Origin of the sequence: Arthrobacter pascens (assembly GCF_030815585.1) — a bacterium.
Classification (GTDB): domain Bacteria; phylum Actinomycetota; class Actinomycetes; order Actinomycetales; family Micrococcaceae; genus Arthrobacter; species Arthrobacter pascens_A.
This window is the reverse complement of sequence record NZ_JAUSWY010000001.1, coordinates 768,139-783,973: the sequence shown is the minus strand read 5'-3', so window position 1 is coordinate 783,973 and position 15,835 is coordinate 768,139. Positions and strand designations below refer to the sequence as shown.

15 protein-coding genes are annotated in these 15,835 nt (G+C 66.0%); 6 read left to right on the top strand and 9 right to left on the bottom strand.

Going from position 1 to position 15,835, the window contains the following annotated elements; all coding sequences use genetic code 11:
- Positions 1–13: 13 nt before the first annotated feature.
- From QFZ30_RS03685 to QFZ30_RS03665, 5 genes are all read right to left on the bottom strand, one after another.
- Complete coding sequence (locus tag QFZ30_RS03685; protein WP_307073595.1) at positions 14–1,453, bottom strand: sulfate adenylyltransferase subunit 1; 1,440 nt, start codon at positions 1,451–1,453, stop codon at positions 14–16.
- Positions 1,453–2,400, bottom strand: coding sequence for a sulfate adenylyltransferase subunit CysD (gene cysD, locus QFZ30_RS03680; RefSeq protein WP_307073593.1), 948 nt, complete (start codon positions 2,398–2,400; stop codon positions 1,453–1,455). The genes QFZ30_RS03685 and cysD overlap by 1 nt, the downstream gene beginning before the upstream one ends.
- Positions 2,397–3,128 carry a phosphoadenylyl-sulfate reductase gene (locus QFZ30_RS03675; RefSeq protein WP_307073591.1) on the bottom strand — a complete coding sequence of 244 codons (732 nt, stop codon included), beginning with the start codon at positions 3,126–3,128 and terminating at the stop codon, positions 2,397–2,399. Before QFZ30_RS03675 ends, cysD begins: the two co-directional genes overlap by 4 nt.
- Positions 3,125–4,870 carry a nitrite/sulfite reductase gene (locus QFZ30_RS03670; RefSeq protein WP_307073589.1) on the bottom strand — a complete coding sequence of 582 codons (1,746 nt, stop codon included), beginning with the start codon at positions 4,868–4,870 and terminating at the stop codon, positions 3,125–3,127. Before QFZ30_RS03670 ends, QFZ30_RS03675 begins: the two co-directional genes overlap by 4 nt.
- A gap of 75 nt (positions 4,871–4,945) precedes the next feature.
- Positions 4,946–5,707 carry a sirohydrochlorin chelatase gene (locus tag QFZ30_RS03665; protein ID WP_307073587.1) on the bottom strand — a complete coding sequence of 254 codons (762 nt, stop codon included), beginning with the start codon at positions 5,705–5,707 and terminating at the stop codon, positions 4,946–4,948.
- A 60-nt stretch (positions 5,708–5,767) separates the two neighbouring features.
- Between QFZ30_RS03665 and QFZ30_RS03660 the strand changes: the two genes are divergently transcribed.
- Both QFZ30_RS03660 and QFZ30_RS03655 read left to right on the top strand, forming a co-directional pair.
- A complete protein-coding gene (locus tag QFZ30_RS03660) occupies positions 5,768–6,439 on the top strand; it encodes a trimeric intracellular cation channel family protein (protein WP_307073584.1) in 672 nt (223 codons plus the stop codon).
- 14 nt (positions 6,440–6,453) lie between these two features.
- A complete protein-coding gene (locus QFZ30_RS03655) occupies positions 6,454–6,879 on the top strand; it encodes a hypothetical protein (protein ID WP_307073582.1) in 426 nt (141 codons plus the stop codon).
- Between the two features lie 115 nt (positions 6,880–6,994).
- Here the strand turns inward: QFZ30_RS03655 and QFZ30_RS03650 are convergent, their stop codons facing one another.
- From QFZ30_RS03650 to QFZ30_RS03635, 4 genes are all read right to left on the bottom strand, one after another.
- Positions 6,995–7,834, bottom strand: a complete 840-nt coding sequence (locus tag QFZ30_RS03650; protein WP_307073581.1) for a type IV toxin-antitoxin system AbiEi family antitoxin domain-containing protein — start codon at positions 7,832–7,834, stop codon at positions 6,995–6,997.
- Between the two features lie 387 nt (positions 7,835–8,221).
- Entirely contained in the window at positions 8,222–9,322 is a 1,101-nt protein-coding gene (locus QFZ30_RS03645) for a polyprenyl synthetase family protein (RefSeq protein ID WP_307073580.1), read from the bottom strand.
- Positions 9,319–10,647, bottom strand: coding sequence for a geranylgeranyl reductase family protein (locus QFZ30_RS03640; RefSeq protein ID WP_307073577.1), 1,329 nt, complete (start codon positions 10,645–10,647; stop codon positions 9,319–9,321). The genes QFZ30_RS03645 and QFZ30_RS03640 overlap by 4 nt, the downstream gene beginning before the upstream one ends.
- Before the next feature lie 4 nt (positions 10,648–10,651).
- A complete protein-coding gene (locus QFZ30_RS03635; RefSeq protein ID WP_307073575.1) occupies positions 10,652–11,419 on the bottom strand; it encodes a demethylmenaquinone methyltransferase in 768 nt (255 codons plus the stop codon).
- 108 nt (positions 11,420–11,527) lie between these two features.
- Between QFZ30_RS03635 and QFZ30_RS03630 the strand changes: the two genes are divergently transcribed.
- The 4 genes from QFZ30_RS03630 to QFZ30_RS03615 all read left to right on the top strand — a co-directional run bounded on the left by QFZ30_RS03630 (position 11,528) and on the right by QFZ30_RS03615 (position 15,750).
- Entirely contained in the window at positions 11,528–12,949 is a 1,422-nt protein-coding gene (locus tag QFZ30_RS03630) for an isochorismate synthase (protein ID WP_307073573.1), read from the top strand.
- Between the two features lie 274 nt (positions 12,950–13,223).
- Positions 13,224–14,024: an ABC transporter substrate-binding protein gene (locus QFZ30_RS03625; protein WP_307073571.1), complete on the top strand. Its 801-nt coding sequence runs from the start codon at positions 13,224–13,226 to the stop codon at positions 14,022–14,024.
- A gap of 118 nt (positions 14,025–14,142) precedes the next feature.
- Positions 14,143–14,934, top strand: coding sequence for an amino acid ABC transporter permease (locus QFZ30_RS03620; protein ID WP_307073569.1), 792 nt, complete (start codon positions 14,143–14,145; stop codon positions 14,932–14,934).
- A gap of 12 nt (positions 14,935–14,946) precedes the next feature.
- Positions 14,947–15,750 (top strand): amino acid ABC transporter ATP-binding protein, encoded by an 804-nt coding sequence (locus QFZ30_RS03615; RefSeq protein WP_307073567.1) that lies wholly within the window; start codon positions 14,947–14,949, stop codon positions 15,748–15,750.
- Positions 15,751–15,835 lie beyond the last annotated feature (85 nt).

Below are 15,835 nucleotides of genomic sequence, written 5' to 3'. Positions count from 1 at the left end.
TTCTTGCTGAGGCTCAGATGGAGTAGCGCTCATCCTCGTGGTCGCCCGGGTGGTCCTTGACCAGGCCGGCGGCGAGGGTGTTGCCGTCCAGCGGGTCGATGACCAGGAACGCGCCGGTGCGGCGGTGGTGCAGGTAGTTCTCCAGCGGCAGCGGGGCGGCGAGCCGGAGCTGCGCGTGGCCGATGTCGTTCAGCTCCAGGCTTGACGCCGGTTCCAGCTTGAAGGAAGCCAGGTCCAGTTTGCCGTTAACGTTGCGGACCAGTGCCTGGACCGTGCGGGTGCCGTGCTTGACCAGGACCTTGGCGCCTTCACGCAGCGGCTTGGGCGAGAGCCAGCACAGGGCGGCGTACAGGTCGGCCGAGGATTCGCGGACCGTCCCCGCGGCGGCGATGGTGTCGCCCCGGGCAACGTCGAACTCGTCGGCCAGACGGATCGCAACGGACTGCGGCGCTGCGGCTTCCTGGAGCGACGTCCCGGCGAAATCGATGCCAATCACCGTGGTGGTGCGGGGCGCCTGGCCAGGCGTCAGCACACTCACCTTGTCCCCGACCTTCACGGAACCTTCGGTGATCTGGCCGGCGTAGGCGCGGTAGTCGCGGTAGGCCTCCACGTCCAGCCCGGCAGCCACGGCATCCGGAGCCAGCGCGCCCTGCGGCCGGACCACCAGCTGCACAGGGAGGCGGAAGCTCTCCAGCTGCGTGTCGATCTCGTCCGCGGCCGGCAGGGTCTCGAGGACCTCCAGCAGGGCCGGTCCGTCGTACCAGGGAGTGCGCTCGGAGCGGTCCACCACATTGTCGCCGTCGAGCGCGGAGACAGGGATAACCACCAGGTCGTCGATGTGGTCCGCGGTGCCCAGCTCAGCGGAGCCGATGCCCAGTTCGCGGGCAACCTGCTGCACGTCAGACTGGATTTCGCGGAACACGGATTCGCTGAAGTCCACCAGGTCGATCTTGTTCACAGCCACGATCACGTGCGCCACCCGCAACATCTGCAGCACGGACAGGTGCCGGCGGGTCTGCTCCAGGACACCCTTGCGGGCGTCAATGAGTACGACGACGGCGTCCGCAGTGGACGCGCCGGTCACCGTGTTTTTGGTGTACTGCACGTGCCCGGGGCAGTCCGCGAGGATGAAGCTGCGCTGGTCCGTGGCGAAGTAGCGGTAGGCGACGTCGATGGTAATGCCCTGTTCGCGCTCAGCCCGCAGGCCGTCGGTCAGAAGGGCCAGGTCAATCGCTTGGGTACCGGTGGCGCCGGCCCCGCCGAAGCCACGGTCCGCCGAGGTGCGGGTCACGGCTTCGAGCTGGTCCGCCAGGATCGCCTTGGAGTCGTGAAGGAGGCGGCCCACCAACGTGGACTTGCCGTCGTCGACCGATCCCGCGGTGGCAAAGCGGAAGAGGGTGGTGGGCAGGGCTGTCTCCAGCTCTGAGGCCAGGAGTGAAGTCTCGGTGCTCATTAGAAGTAACCATCCTTCTTGCGGTCTTCCATGGCTGCCTCGGAGATGCGGTCATCTGCCCGGGTGGCGCCACGTTCGGTGATGGTGGAGGCGGCAACTTCGATCACAACGTCGCTCACGGTGGCTGCGGCCGATTCGACCGCACCGGTGCAGGACATGTCCCCCACAGTGCGGTAGCGGACCGTCTTGATGGTGACTTCCTCATGGGGAAGCGGCTGCGAAACCTCGCCCACCGCCCGCCACATGCCGTCGCGGGCAAACACTTCGCGGTCATGGGCGTAGTACAGGCCCGGCAGCTCGATGTTTTCGCGTTCGATGTAGCGCCAGATGTCCAGTTCGGTCCAGTTGCTGATGGGGAACGCGCGGACGTGCTGGCCTACGGTGTGGCGGCCGTTGTACAGGTTCCACAGCTCGGGGCGCTGGTTGCGCGGATCCCACTGGCCGAACTCGTCACGCAGGCTCAGGATGCGCTCCTTGGCGCGGGCCTTGTCCTCGTCACGGCGGCCGCCGCCGAACACGGCGTCGAACTTGTTCTGCTGGATGGCGTCCAGCAGCGGGACGGTCTGCAAGGGATTGCGGGTGCCGTCGGCACGCTCGGCCAGCTCGCCGCGGTCGATGAATTCCTGGACGCTTCCGACGACGAGCTTCAGGCCCAGCCGCTCCACCGTCCGGTCGCGGAAGTCGATGACCTCCGGAAAGTTGTGGCCGGTGTCCACGTGCAGCACCGGGAACGGGACCTTGCCCGGCCAGAACGCCTTGGTGGCCAGGTGCAGCATCACCACGGAGTCCTTGCCGCCGGAGAACAGCAGCGCGGGCTTCTCGAACTCGGCCACAACCTCGCGGATGATATGGATCGCTTCGGACTCGAGCGTGTCCAGGCTGGAGAGGCGCGTGGAAATGGCAGCGTCGGTCACCTGGGTGGGCTCCTCGGTTAGGAAAGTGCTCATACGTGTAGTCCGCATTCTGTCTTGTCGGTCCCTGCCCAGCGGCCGGCGCGGGGGTCGTCGCCCGGCGCCACCTTCCGGGTGCAGGGCTGGCAGCCAATGGAGGGGTAACCCTGGGAAAGCAGCGGGTTGACGGGCAGGAGGTTGTCGTCGGAGTACTCGACCAGCTGATCGAACGTCCACGCGGCCACCGGGTTCACCTTGACCAGGCCGTTGGCCTCGTCCCAGGTCACCAGTGGCGTGTTGGTGCGGGTGGGGGCCTCGTCGCGGCGGACGCCGGTGAACCACAGTTCGTAGCCAGCCAGCGTGCGCTTGAGCGGGGCCACCTTGCGGAGGGCGCAGCACTGGGCGGCGTCGCGGGCAAAGAGGTCCTTGCCCAGGAGCCGGTCCTGCTGTTCCACGGTGTTCTCCGGGAGCACGTCCACCACGTTGACGCGCAGGTTCGCGGCCACTTCATCACGGGTGGCGTACGTTTCCGGGAAGTGGTAGCCGGTCTCCAGGAACAGGACGTCGACGCCGGGCATCTGGTCCGCGACCAGCGCCGGCAGGACGGCGTCGGCCATGGAGCAGGCGACAGCCACCGAGGAGAGGTCGAAGTTGCGCTCCACCCAGGCGATGACGTCGCGGGCGGGGGCGTCCCAGCCGAGCTCGGCGGCGCCGGCTTCGGCGATGGCCTTGAGCTCGTCCTTGCTGCGGAGTACCGGCTCCGCGCCCAGTGCGTGCTTGCTCATTGGAGATCCCCCTCATCAGCTGCGTGTGCCCACTCAGCAAAGGTCTGGCCCTCACTGCGCTGGGCAACGAATGTACGCACCACGCGTTCCACGTAGTCCGGCAGGTCCTCGACGTAGACCTTGAGGCCGCGGACGGTGCGTCCCAGGCCGGCCTCTTCACGGTCGGTGGAAGCCAGCCCGCCGCCCAGGTGGACCTGGAAACCCGGGGTGGGGTCGCCGTCGGGCGTTGGCAGCATCATGCCCTTGAGCCCGATGTCCGCGGTTTGGATGCGGGCGCAGGAGTTGGGGCAGCCGTTGATGTGCAGGGACAGGGCGTGCGGCAGTTCGCCGGATGCCGTGAGGTCCGCCAGGCGGCGTTCCAGCTCGGCAACGGCCGTTGCCGCGGTGACCTTGGTTTCCACGATGGCCAGCTTGCAGTATTCGATGCCGGTGCAGGCGATGGTGCCGCGGCGGAACACGGACGGCCGGGCGGAAAGGCCCAGGGTGTCAAGCTCGGCAACAAGCGGCTCAACCTGGTCCTTGGGAACGTCCAGGACCACCAGCTTCTGGTGCGGGGTGGTGCGCAGCCGGTAGGAGCCGCGCGCCTCCAGGGTCTCAGCGAGCTTGACCAGCTGCCCGCCGGAGAGGCGGCCGGCCAACGGGGTGGCGCCGATGAAGAACTTGCCGTCCTTCTGCTCGTGGATGCCGATGTGGTCGCCGGGAGCGGTGGGCTTGGGTGCGGCCGGGCCGTCGGCCAGCTTGTAGCCGAGGTATTCGTCCTCCAGGATCTGGCGGAACTTCTCCGGGCCCCAGTCGGCCATCAGGAACTTCAGGCGGGCCTTGGTGCGCATCCGGCGGTAGCCGTAGTCGCGGAAGATGCTGGTGACGCCGAGCCATACTTCGGCGGCTTCCTCGGGCTTCACGAAGGCACCGAGTCGCTTGCCCAGCATCGGGTTGGTGGAGAGTGCGCCGCCGGCCCAGAGGTCGTAGCCCACGCCCAGCTCGGGGTGGACCACGCCTACAAGGGCGAAGTCGTTGATCTCGTGCACCACGTCCTGGCTGGGGTGGCCGGTGATGGCGGTCTTGTACTTGCGGGGCAGGTTGGACAGCAGCGGGTTGCCGATGAAGCGCTCGCCCAGTTCCGCGATCAGCGGCGTGGGATCGATGATCTCGTCCTTGGCGATGCCTGCCACGGGCGAGCCCAGGATGACGCGGGGAACGTCGCCGCACGCCTCGGTGGTGGACAGGCCCACGCCCTCCAGCCGGCGCCAGATCTCGGGGATGTCTTCAACCCGGATCCAGTGCAGCTGGATGTTCTGGCGGTCGGTGAGGTCGGCGGAATCCCGGGCGAAGTCAACGGAGATCTGGCCGATGACGCGCAGCTGCTCGGTGGTGAGCGCGCCGCCGTCGATCCTTACCCGGAGCATGAAGTACTTGTCCTCAAGCTCGTGCGGCTCGAGCGTTGCGGTCTTGCCGCCGTCGATCCCGGGTTTGCGCTGGGTGTACAGGCCCCACCAGCGGAAACGGCCGTGCAGGTCCTGGCCCGGGATCGAGTCGAAGCCCTCCTTGGAGTAGATGGACTCGATACGCTCGCGCACGTTAAGGCCGTCGTCTTCCTGTTTCCAGGTTTCGTTGGCGTTCAGCGGCGTGGTGCCGTCCACTTTCCACTGGCCGTGCGGCTTTGCAGCGGGGCGGGACGGGCGTGCGGGGCGCTTGGCGGCAGCGGAGTCCGCGGACGCTCCGGCTAGAGCTGTATCAGTCATATATCGACTGTAGGGCCCACCCGAATTGGGTCCCAAAGGTCCGGGAAACGCTAGGTCACCTAGGGAAATATTTCGTCATGAATCGCCGGAAGTCCTTGCGGAATCCGAATTGGCCGCCACTGCGGCGTCGAACCGTTCCAGCGCGATCTCGGCGAGCACCGGAGAGGGGAGCAGCGGCGCCGTGACCAGGTCCGCCCCGGCCTTGGCCAGCTGGTCATGGAAGTAGCCCGGCGCCAGCAGGTAGGACGCAATAACGATGCGGCCGCCGAGGTCAACGGCGCCGGCGGACTCCCCCGCCCCGGCACCGCCTTCGGCTTCCTCGCGGAGCATGGCGACGGCGTCGGGCACCGACGGTTTGGCTGAGGCGCCATAGGCGGCCACGATCCTGTTGGGCCGGAGTTCCCTGAGCTGTCCTGCCAGTTCCTCCACGCTCTTCGCCGCATTCGGGTTGGAGGACCCGGCGGCGGCAAGGACCACGGAATCACGGTCGGTGACTCCGGCCTCAAGCAGGCGCCGGTCCAGCAGCGCTGCCAGCCGCGGATCCGGGCCCAGCGGCGCGGCGGCGAGGCTGCCCGGCCTGCTCTTCACGGCCCGCGCGATGTCCACCTTGACGTGGTACCCCACACTCAGCAGCAGCGGCACCACGACGGCCTTGTCCTCTTGGGGCAGCGAGGCCACCACATCCACGAGGTCCGGCTGCTGGACGTCCACGTAGGCTTCCCGCACCTCCAGGCCGGGCCGCAGGGCGGCGATGGCGTCGCGCAGGGCGTTGACCTCCGCGGCGCCTTGCACGCTGGACGTCCCGTGGGCACAGGCAATCATGATGGGGCTGTTCATAATGGCTAGCGTAACGTTGGAGCCGCCCTGTCCGCCCTCTTTGAATAGACGGGACGCTCCATGACTTTCGCTTTTGACATCGCCCTGGTGTGGCTGGATTTGGCGGGCGTCTTCTTCTTCGCGGTGTCCGGATCCCTCCTGGCAGCCAGGAAACAGTTCGACATCGTGGGCTCCCTGCTGCTGGCCTCCCTGGTCTCATTGGGCGGCGGCGTCATCCGCGACATCATCCTGGCCGCCGGCCCTCCCGCCGCGTTCACCAACCCCGCCTACCTGGCTCCTCCGGTGCTGGCCACCGTCCTGGTCTATTTTCTCTTTTCAAGTGTTCAGCGGTTCACCTCGCTCCTGGTCCTGTTCGACGCCGGCGGGCTGGCCCTCTTCTGCATCACCGGCACACTGAAGGCTTTGTCTTTGGGCATGAATCCGGTGGCAGCCGTCCTGCTGGGGGTTACGACGGCGGTGGGCGGGGGCCTTCTCCGGGACATCACGGCCAATGAGGTGCCCCAGCTGTTCGACCCCAGGGACCTCTACGCCTTACCGGCCTTCAGCGGGGCGGCTTTGACTGCCGTCCTCTGGACTTCGGGTGGCTTTAATGCCCTGACCGCAGGTGCCGTGGCGGCCGTGGTGTTCACCTTCCGGGTCCTTGCCTGGCGCCGGTCCTGGCACATTCCGCTGGCGGTGCACGGGTGGCACCGGCCGGGCGTGGACACGTCCGAATACGGGCGCCGCGATTAGCTAGGATAAGAGCCATGACTGACATGTTCCTCGAGAAATTCCGCGCGCTCGTTCCGAAGTATCTCGAAGACGAATGGCAGGAAGAGGACGGGCTGCCCGCCGACGAGCTTGATGAGGCCCTCACCGAACACCAGTTCCAGGTCCCGCTGGTCCTGCGCGAGTTCTACCTGGCCCTCGGCGGCTGCGAGGACCTCATGGAGGCCTACCACTACTTCTGGGATCCCGAAGAGCTCGAAGTCGATGACGAGGGCTTCCTGATGTTCATGGAGGACGAGGAAGAACAGTTCACCTGGGGCTTCCGCGTAGGCGATCTCAGCGTCCCGGACCCCATCGTCTGGCGGCGGAACAACGCCCGCGGCCAGTGGAAGAACGAAGAGGGAACCTTCTCGGAGTTCGTCTTCGACATGTTCGAGTGGGCCTTCAACGACGAAGAGGACTAGGGCTCCCCGGGCGCTCCGCCTAGCCGTACTAAACGGGGCACTTCGACCCGGACCCGCCGCCTACTAAGCCTGTTCCCTCGGTTTCGTCGCCCAAAGTGCCCCACGACGGCGGCACTTATCGCGTGCCGAAAGCTCCCTGCCGGCACAGTTCCAGTACCGCCAACACCTCGCCCACCATCCGCTCAGGGTGATGGACGACGTCGTCATAGCCGAATCTGAGGCCAAGACGTCCGCCGATGATGGTGGCATTGTTGCGCTTTCGGTCCTTCTTCACTTGCCGTGGCTCCAGATGGGTACTGCCGTCGACTTCCACCGCGAGGCACTCCTCAATAAGGAAGTCCACTTCTCCCACTCCAGGAAGTTCAACATGCCTGCGGACATGGAGCCCCGCCCGCCGGAAGTGGTAGTTGGCCAGTACTTCCAGTATGGAATCCGCCCTAGGGATCAGGCCGTCCAGGACGGACCGGGCGCGGGCATTGCGGTTTCCGGGGAGCTTGCGCCGCAGGAAACCAATAGTCACGTCCCCCCGCTGCGTTGCGCACTGAAGCATGACCAGCGACTCCAGTGGGGGCAAGCAGCGCAACGAATGAATCAGGACGTCGGCCAGGCCCGCGACCGGCAGCCATGGGTGGGGCGGATGGGGGCATCGGCCATGGGTCAGTGTCCCCAGTGGCGTCTTCTTGTGCCCTGGGCTCAGGTGCACAGAACCTGCGTCATGTAGCGTCCAGAGCCGGTACGTGGGGGCGGCCGACAGGCACGTCAGCAGAGCGTTGTGCTGCAGCGCCAGGCCGAACAGGCCAGCCTCCCGCGGCATGCTGTAGATGCCTCGCCGGACCCTCACAATGCGGCCGTCGGTCAGTGCTTTGCCGACGTAAGTTCGGGAAAACCCGGCCACCTGGAGCGTCGAAGCCCGGGCTACGCCGGCCCGCGCCCGGAGAAAAGTCTCAATATCCATGATCCCACGGTGCCCCGTAGCTACGGGAAAAGGGCAGATCCAAGCAGCGCCATGTGGACAAGGCAGCCGCAGCGGGGCACTTCGACACGGACACGCCGTCTCTCCAGCCGGAATGCCCACAGGGCACGGCGATGTGCCCCACAAAGGCTCCGAAAAAACTGTGACACGGCAGTAACAACAGGCTTGCCTTTTGTGACAAACCTGTCATAGACTGTTCACGGATCCGCTAAACGCCTCCGGCGGATCTGATGCGAACGGAGAAATAGCCTCGGTTCAATGCAACGTAATGACTCGTATCGTTGCAGCGGACCGGGGCTATTCCGCGTTAAGCCCAGTTCACGTTTACATCCCAGGTTCATCCCGACGGCACCGCCGCCAGGGAACAGCTTAGCTGGCGCGGTCCACCACAGCCAGGGCGAAGTTGGACAGCGAGGTCTTCACCACACCCTCCGGCAGCGGCGCCAGCGCGGCGATGGCCTCGTCAGCCCAGGCGCGCGCCACTACCCACGACTCTGCAGTCACCGGGTGCTCGCGCAGCCCTGCCACGGCGGCGGCCAAAGCGGAGTCGGAGGTCAGGTCCCCGTCGATCAGTTTCAAGAGTTCGACGGCGGACTGGTCACCCTCCGTGGCAGCCTTGCGCAGGAGCAGGACGGGAAGGGTGGGGACGCCTTCGCGGAGGTCCGTCCCCGGGGACTTGCCGGATTTGACCTTGATCCCGGTGACGTCGATGACGTCGTCCGCGAGCTGGAAGGCCACACCAACCTTTTCGCCGTACTCCACGAGCACTTCCTCATAGCCCTCGTCGGCACCGGCGAAGATCGCGCCCAGCTGGCCGGACGCAGCCACCAATGAGCCGGTCTTGTCAGCAATGACGGACAGGTAGTGCTCCACCGGGTCCTCATCCGGGCGGGGTCCCACGGTCTCGTGGAGCTGGCCCAGGCAGAGCCGCTCGAAGGTGCGGGCCTGGATCCCCAGCGCGCGCGAGCCCAGCTCGGACACCAGGATGGAGGCACGGGCAAAGATGAGGTCTCCCGTAAGCACGGCCACGGAGTTTCCCCACACCTCATGGGCCGTGGGGGCGCCGCGGCGGAACGGGGCCGAGTCCATCACGTCGTCGTGGTAGAGCGTGGCCAGGTGGGTCAGTTCCACCACCACGGCAGCCTGGACCACTGCGGGGAGGGAGGCGTCGCCAAGGTGCGCGCACAGCAACGTCAGCAGGGGACGGATCCGCTTGCCGCCGGCCTCCACCAGGTGGCGCGACGTCGCGTCAGCCAGCGGATCCGAGTTGGCAATGGCTTCACGGAGCTGCTTTTCCACCCGCGCCAGGTTGTTGGTGATAGCGGGGCCCAGCTCGGCGTCCTCCGCGATGGCCGCAAAGCCTGCGGGCAGCTGAAGTCCCGTGGCAATGGCCGTGGTGTTGAGGCTGGGTTCAGCGTCCGGCAGGCCGTGCCCGGCGTGCGTCCAGCTGTGGTCTGCGGAGTTGGTCACGGGTTAACCCTAACTTTATGTTGCGGATACCGCAGATTCGATGCAGATGAGGTGTTTGACGTGGCCGGGACCAACGACTCCAGGACGCGGATGGCCCGGTCCTCGAAACCTCTCGCCGACGGGTCTGTGAGGTTGGCCAGCAGGCGCACCACAAAGCGCATCAGCAGCGGAATGGGCATCCCGGTCCGCAGCGCGAGCTTCATCACCGCAGGCTTTCCGATCAGCGCGGCAAAGGCCCGGCCCAGCGTGAAGTGCGATCCCCACTGGCCACGCACGTAGTCCGCGTACCCTGCCAGGTGCGCATCGGCGTCGTAAGTTCCGGCAGATGCGGAACGCGGAGGGGCGTCAATGATGAACTCGGCTGCGAAGCGAGCGGACTCCATGGCGTAGGAGATGCCCTCGCCGTTGAACGGGGAGACCATGCCGCCGGCGTCGCCCAGCAGCAGGAGGCCCGGCGAATAGTGCGGCGTGCGGTTGAAGCCCATGGGCAGCGCGGCCCCGCGGATCTCCCCTACCTGGTTTTCCGGTGTGAAGCCCCAGTCTGCAGGCATGCCGGCGGTCCATTCGCGCAGGACCTGCTTGTAGTCCAGCCTGCCGAATTCCTTGGACGAGTTCAGGATGCCCAGGCCAACGTTGGACGTGCCGTCGCCCACCCCGAACACCCAGCCGTAGCCGGGGAGCAGATTGCCGTCGCGGCCGGGGAGCTCCAGCCAGCCTTCCATCCAGTCGTCGTCGTGGCGGGGACTCTGGAAATAGGTGCGCACCGCGACGCCGAGGGGGCGGTCGTCGCGCTTCTGGATACCCAGCGATACGGCGGTGCGGGTTGAATTGCCGTCCGCGGCCAGTACGACGTCGGCGTGAAAGTCGCGCGTCTCGCCCGTCTTCCGTCCGGACTCATCCAGGAGCGCTGCGCGGACGCCGGTCACGCGGCCGTCGTCCGACCGCAGCGCCTCGGTGACGCTGTGCCGCTCGAGGATCTCGGCGCCGGCGGCCTGGGCGTGGCGGGCCAGTTCCTCATCGAAGCCCAGGCGCGTACGGATCAGGCCGTACTGCGGAAAGTCGGAGACATCGGGCCAGGGCAGTTCGATGGTGCGTCCGCCCGCGATCAGCCGAAGGCCCTTGTTCCGGCGCCAGCCGTCCTCTTCCGGGTGTGGCAGGCCGAGCTTCTGGATCTCCCGGACGGCGCGCGGGGTGAGTCCGTCGCCGCAGACTTTCTCGCGCGGGAAGCTGGTTTTCTCCAGGACCGTGACATCAATACCGGCTTTGGCCAGGTAATACGCGGCCGTGGAGCCGGCCGGCCCCGCGCCGACGATCAGTACATTCACCGGGTCAGCGCATGATGTTGCGGCGGAGCTTGGCCACGGGGCCCTTTTTCGCGCCGATGGCGGCAGCGGCGCCGTCGGCTGAAGGCTTGAACGCGCGGTGGACCGCCACGATGCCGCCGCTGAGATTCCGGTAGGTGACCTTTTCCCAGCCGGACTCCTGCAGCCAGGCGGCCAGGTGGTCCTGGTCCGGCCAGGCGCGGATGGACTCCGCCAGGTAGATGTACGCGTCCGGGTTGGAGGACACCTTCACGGCGATGGCGGGCAGGGCACGCATGAGGTATTCGGTGTACATGGTGCGCCAGAGCGGGACCACGGGCTGGGAGAACTCGGCGATGACCAGTTTGCCGCCGGGCTTGGTGACACGAGCCATCTCGGCCAGGGCCTTCTTGGGCTCGTTGACGTTGCGCAGGCCGAAGGAGATGGTGCTGGCGTCGAAGGTGTTGTCCGCGAAGGGCAGGTTGGTGGCGTCGCCGGCGATGAAGTCGATGTCCGGGCGGCGGCGCTTGCCCACCTTGAGCATTCCGAGGGAGAAATCACAGGCGATGACATCTATGCCCTCATCGGCATATGGCTCGCTTGACGTGCCGGTCCCCGCAGCCAGGTCCAGCACGCGCTGGCCGCGCGAGACTTCCATGGCCTCCACCACAACCTTGCGCCAGCGGCGGGTCTGCCCCATGGAGAGGACATCGTTGACGACATCGTATTTAGGTGCGACGTCGTCAAACATCGTGGCTACTTCGTCCGGACGCTTATCCAAGGATGCTCGGTTCACTCAGCCATTGTCTCGAACTGGGCAACAATCCCCAACTTTCCCTACCTTCGCCCACCAAAGTCGGCACCTCCGGGGACCCAGCGCGCGGAGTAGTAGTGTTGAGCAATCATGACCAGCACGTTCCGAACCTTGACAGTCCCCCTGGATGAAAAAGCATCTCCCGGGGGGCTGCCGCAGTTTCTGGTCCGGGACGACGTCCTCTGCTGGACGCGACGCGAAGCTGGCCTGGTGGGCTTCGGCGAGATCGCGCGGTTCACCGCCACGGGCCCGGAACGCTTCCTCGAGGCCGACATCTGGTGGCGCCACCTGGTCCTCGAAGCCGACATCACCGACTCCGTGGAACTGCCCGGCACCGGCCCCGTTGCCTTCGGCTCGTTCGCGTTCTCCAGGAAATCCGCCCACGAATCACGGCTGATCGTGCCCGAGATTGTGGTGGGCGTGCGTGACGGCAGAGTCTGGGTCACCCAATTAACGTTCGACGACGGCGAACTCACCGAAACGGGCGCCCTCGCCGCACTCGACCGCTGGCTAAGCGGAGGCAGCGCCTTTCGCTCCGGCGGTTCCGGGGCCGAGGACTCTGGTGACAGCCCGACGCCGGCAGCTGGCTTTGCCGGGGACGGCACCTCCGCCGAGCTGCCCACCGGGGCGGGTGGCGCCGTCGTACGTCCTTTGCCTTTGGCTGCCGGGGCAACGCTGCATACCGGGTCGCTGAGCGAGGAAGACTGGATGGCCGCCGTCGCCGCGGGGGTGGCGGAGATCCGGACCGGTGCCCTGCAGAAATTGGTGCTGGCGCGGGACATCGTGGCCACGGTTCCGTCCGGCGTCAACGCCGCGCAGGTGCTGCGTGAACTGGCCGTCCGGTACCGCGAATGCTGGACGTACGGGGTGGACGGGCTGGTGGGCGCCACGCCGGAGATGCTGATCCAGGTGGAGGGCCGCACCGCCCAGGCACGCGTGCTGGCCGGCACCCTGGACCGCCGCGACGCGCACGGTGAGGCCGGAATTCCCATGGATTATGCCGAGCGGGTCCTGGCCGGGTCCGAGAAGCAACGGCACGAGCACGAGATCGCCATCCAGTCGCTGACATCGCAACTGGCGCCGTTCTCCGAGGCCATGAACGCGCACGACGAACCGTTCATCCTGGAACTGCCCAACGTGTGGCATCTGGCATCTGACGTGAAGGCTGAGCTGGCCGAGGTGGAAGGCCATGTGCCCACGTGCCTCGCCCTGATCAACGCGCTGCACCCCACCGCGGCCGTCTGCGGCACTCCCACGCTGGTGGCGGGCGCCCTGATCCGCGAACTGGAGCACCTGGACCGCGGGCCGTACGCCGGGCCGGTGGGCTGGCTGGATGCGGCCGGCAACGGCGAATGGGGCATTGCGCTCCGCGGCGCCGTAATCGAGGATCCCCATACAGTGCGCTTATATGCCGGCTGCGGCATTGTTGACGGATCGCAGCCTGAAGCTGAGCTGGCGGAGACTTGGGCCAAGTTCCGGCCGATGCTGGAGTCGCTCGGAATTGCCACCTAGTGCCCGGCCCGCGTGCCCAACTGACTAGCAGTTAACGTCGCGAAACCGCGTTTTCGGGACGTTAACTGCTAGTCAGTTGGGTGGGGCCATCGGGGAGGAGCCGAGGCGACGTGTCCGGGATTACAGACATCGCGCCGCCGTCTGAGCTTGATTTCGGCTGTGCTTTAGTTATCCAATAGTGAAACTAAGTTTCGTGTGATGCACATCTCGTAATCGGCGCTACACTATGAACCGATTTAATACCGCATACCCCCTGCAACAAAAGGTAAGAAACATGCAGCTCAAGTCCCTGGCCACGGCCAAAATTGCCGCCAAGGCAGCAGCAATCTTCGCCGCCGGTGCCCTCACCCTCACGGCATGCGGCGGCGGATCCACCCCGGCAGCGTCCGAGGGCGGTGTCCAGCTCATCAATTCCGGCAAGCTCACTGTCTGCTCGGATGTCCCCTACGAGCCCTTCGAATTCCAGAAGGACGGCAAGACAGTTGGCTTCGACATCGACATCGCCAACGAGGTTGCCAAGGACCTGAACGCCGAACTGAGCGTTGTGGACAGCTCCTTCGAGGCCATCGAGACCGGCACAGCACTCACCCAGTGCGACGTTTCCATCTCTTCGATCTCCATCACGGAAACCCGCAAGTCGGTTATGGATTTCTCCGACCCGTACATGGACGATGACCTCACCCTCGTGGCCACCACGGCATCCGGGATCACGGACATCAACAGCGCCAAGGGCAAGAAGGTGGGCGTCCAGCAGGCCACCACCGGCGCCAAGTACGCAGCGGAAAACGACATCGACGCCCAGCAGTTCGAAGACAGCGGTCTCCTGATCCAGGCTCTCCTGGCCGGCACCATCGACGCCGCCCTGGGCAACCAGTCAATCCTCGCCTACGCCATCAAGGATGATCCCAGGTTCGTGCGCGTGGAGGACTACGCCACCGGCGAGAAGCTGGGAATCTCCATCAAGAAGGGCAACTCCGCCATGGTCGATAAGGTCAACGGCACACTCAAGCGCCTGACCGACGACGGTTCGCTGGCGAAGTTCGAGACCACCTGGTTCGGCGAGACCGCCAAGTAGCCCGGCGCTTTCGGACTGAAACCTAAGCAGCCCTGAGAATCACGCCGCTGGGGCCCCGCACGAGCTGTACCGCAGTCCGTCCGGGGCCTCAGCCACGCACAACGAATGTGAGCACCCCATGGCAATGACCGCACGTCAACGGGCCAGAGTGAGCCTGTATGTCCAGGCCGGAATATTCATCGTGGCAGTGGCCGCCCTGATCCTGGCCACAGACTGGAAGACAGTCGGCAACAGCGTCTTCAACTTCGGCAAGATCGGCCCGATGTTCCCGGACATCCTCCTGGTGGGCCTGAAGAATACCCTGATCTACACGTTTCTGGGCTTCGTTGTGGGCCTCTCCGGTGGCCTCCTGCTGGCCCTGATGAAGCTGTCCAGTTTCCCGCTGTACCGCTGGATCGCCACCGGCTACATCGAATTCTTCCGCGGTATACCGGCGCTTCTGGTGTTCATCGCTTTCGGCTACGGTGTTCCGCTGGCCTTCGGTGTCTCCTGGAACGTCACTGTGGTGGTGATGGTCTCGCTGGGCATGGTGGCCGCGGCCTATATCGCCGAGACGCTCCGCGCCGGCCTGCAGGCGGTGCCCAAGGGCCAGCTGGAAGCCGCACGTTCGCTGGGTATGCCGCAGTGGCGGGCCATGGTGTCCATCGTCATTCCGCAGGCCTTCAAGATTGTGCTGCCGCCGCTGACCAACGAGGTCATCCTCCTGACCAAGGACTCCTCGCTGATCTACGTGCTGGGCCTGACTGCTTCCCAGTACGAGCTCACCAAGTTCGGCCGGGACGGCATCTCCAGCCTGGGCGCTGGCCTCACACCGCTCCTGGTGGCCGGTGCCTTCTACCTGGTGATCACCATCCCGCTGAGCCTCCTGGCCCGGAAGTTCGAAAGCCGCTCCGCGCGGACCAAGCGATAGGCAGGGAAGACAATGAACGACGTCGAAAACAACTCGCGCGGCGCTGCCGGGACTGTACGCGCAGCCGGTGTATCCATCACGGACCTCCGCAAGTCCTACGGCACCAATGAGGTCCTCAAGGGCATCAGCTTGGATGTGGCCCCGGGTGAGGTGGTGTGCCTGATCGGCCCGTCCGGCTCCGGCAAGTCCACCCTGCTGCGCTGCGTCAACCTTCTGGAGCAGCCCAACGAAGGCGCCATTCACGTGGGCGGCTTCGAAGCCACGGACCCGGATGTGGACATCGACAAGATGCGCCGCAAGGTGGGCATGGTGTTCCAGCAGTTCAACCTTTTCCCGCACCTTGATGCCAAGCGGAACTGCACCATCGCCCAGACCAAGGTGCTCAAGCGCTCCCAGGCCGAGGCGGACGAGGTAGCCCAGCGCAACCTGGATCGCGTGGGGCTGGGTCATCTGTCCGACCGTTTCCCGGACCAGCTTTCCGGTGGGCAGCAGCAGCGTGTGGCCATCGCCCGGGCGCTGAGCATGGACCCGGAACTGATGCTCTTTGACGAGCCCACGTCCGCCCTGGACCCCGAGACCGTGGGCGACGTCCTCTCGGTCATGCGCAACCTCGCCAAGGAGGGCATGACCATGCTGGTGGTGACCCACGAGATGGGCTTCGCCCGCGAAGTGGCGGACCGCGTGGTGTTCATGGACGGCGGGGTGGTGGTGGAGGAAGGCGTGGCCGAGCAGGTCGTCAGCGCCCCCACCCAGGCCCGCACCAAGGAATTCCTCCGCCGGGTGCTCGACCCGACGCACATCGAGATCGAGGAGTAGCCCGCTCCCTCCCGATTTCGGCGCGCAAATTACCTAGCGCGGCGCAAATTCCCTGCCGCTACCGGAATACCGGTGGCGGCAGGGA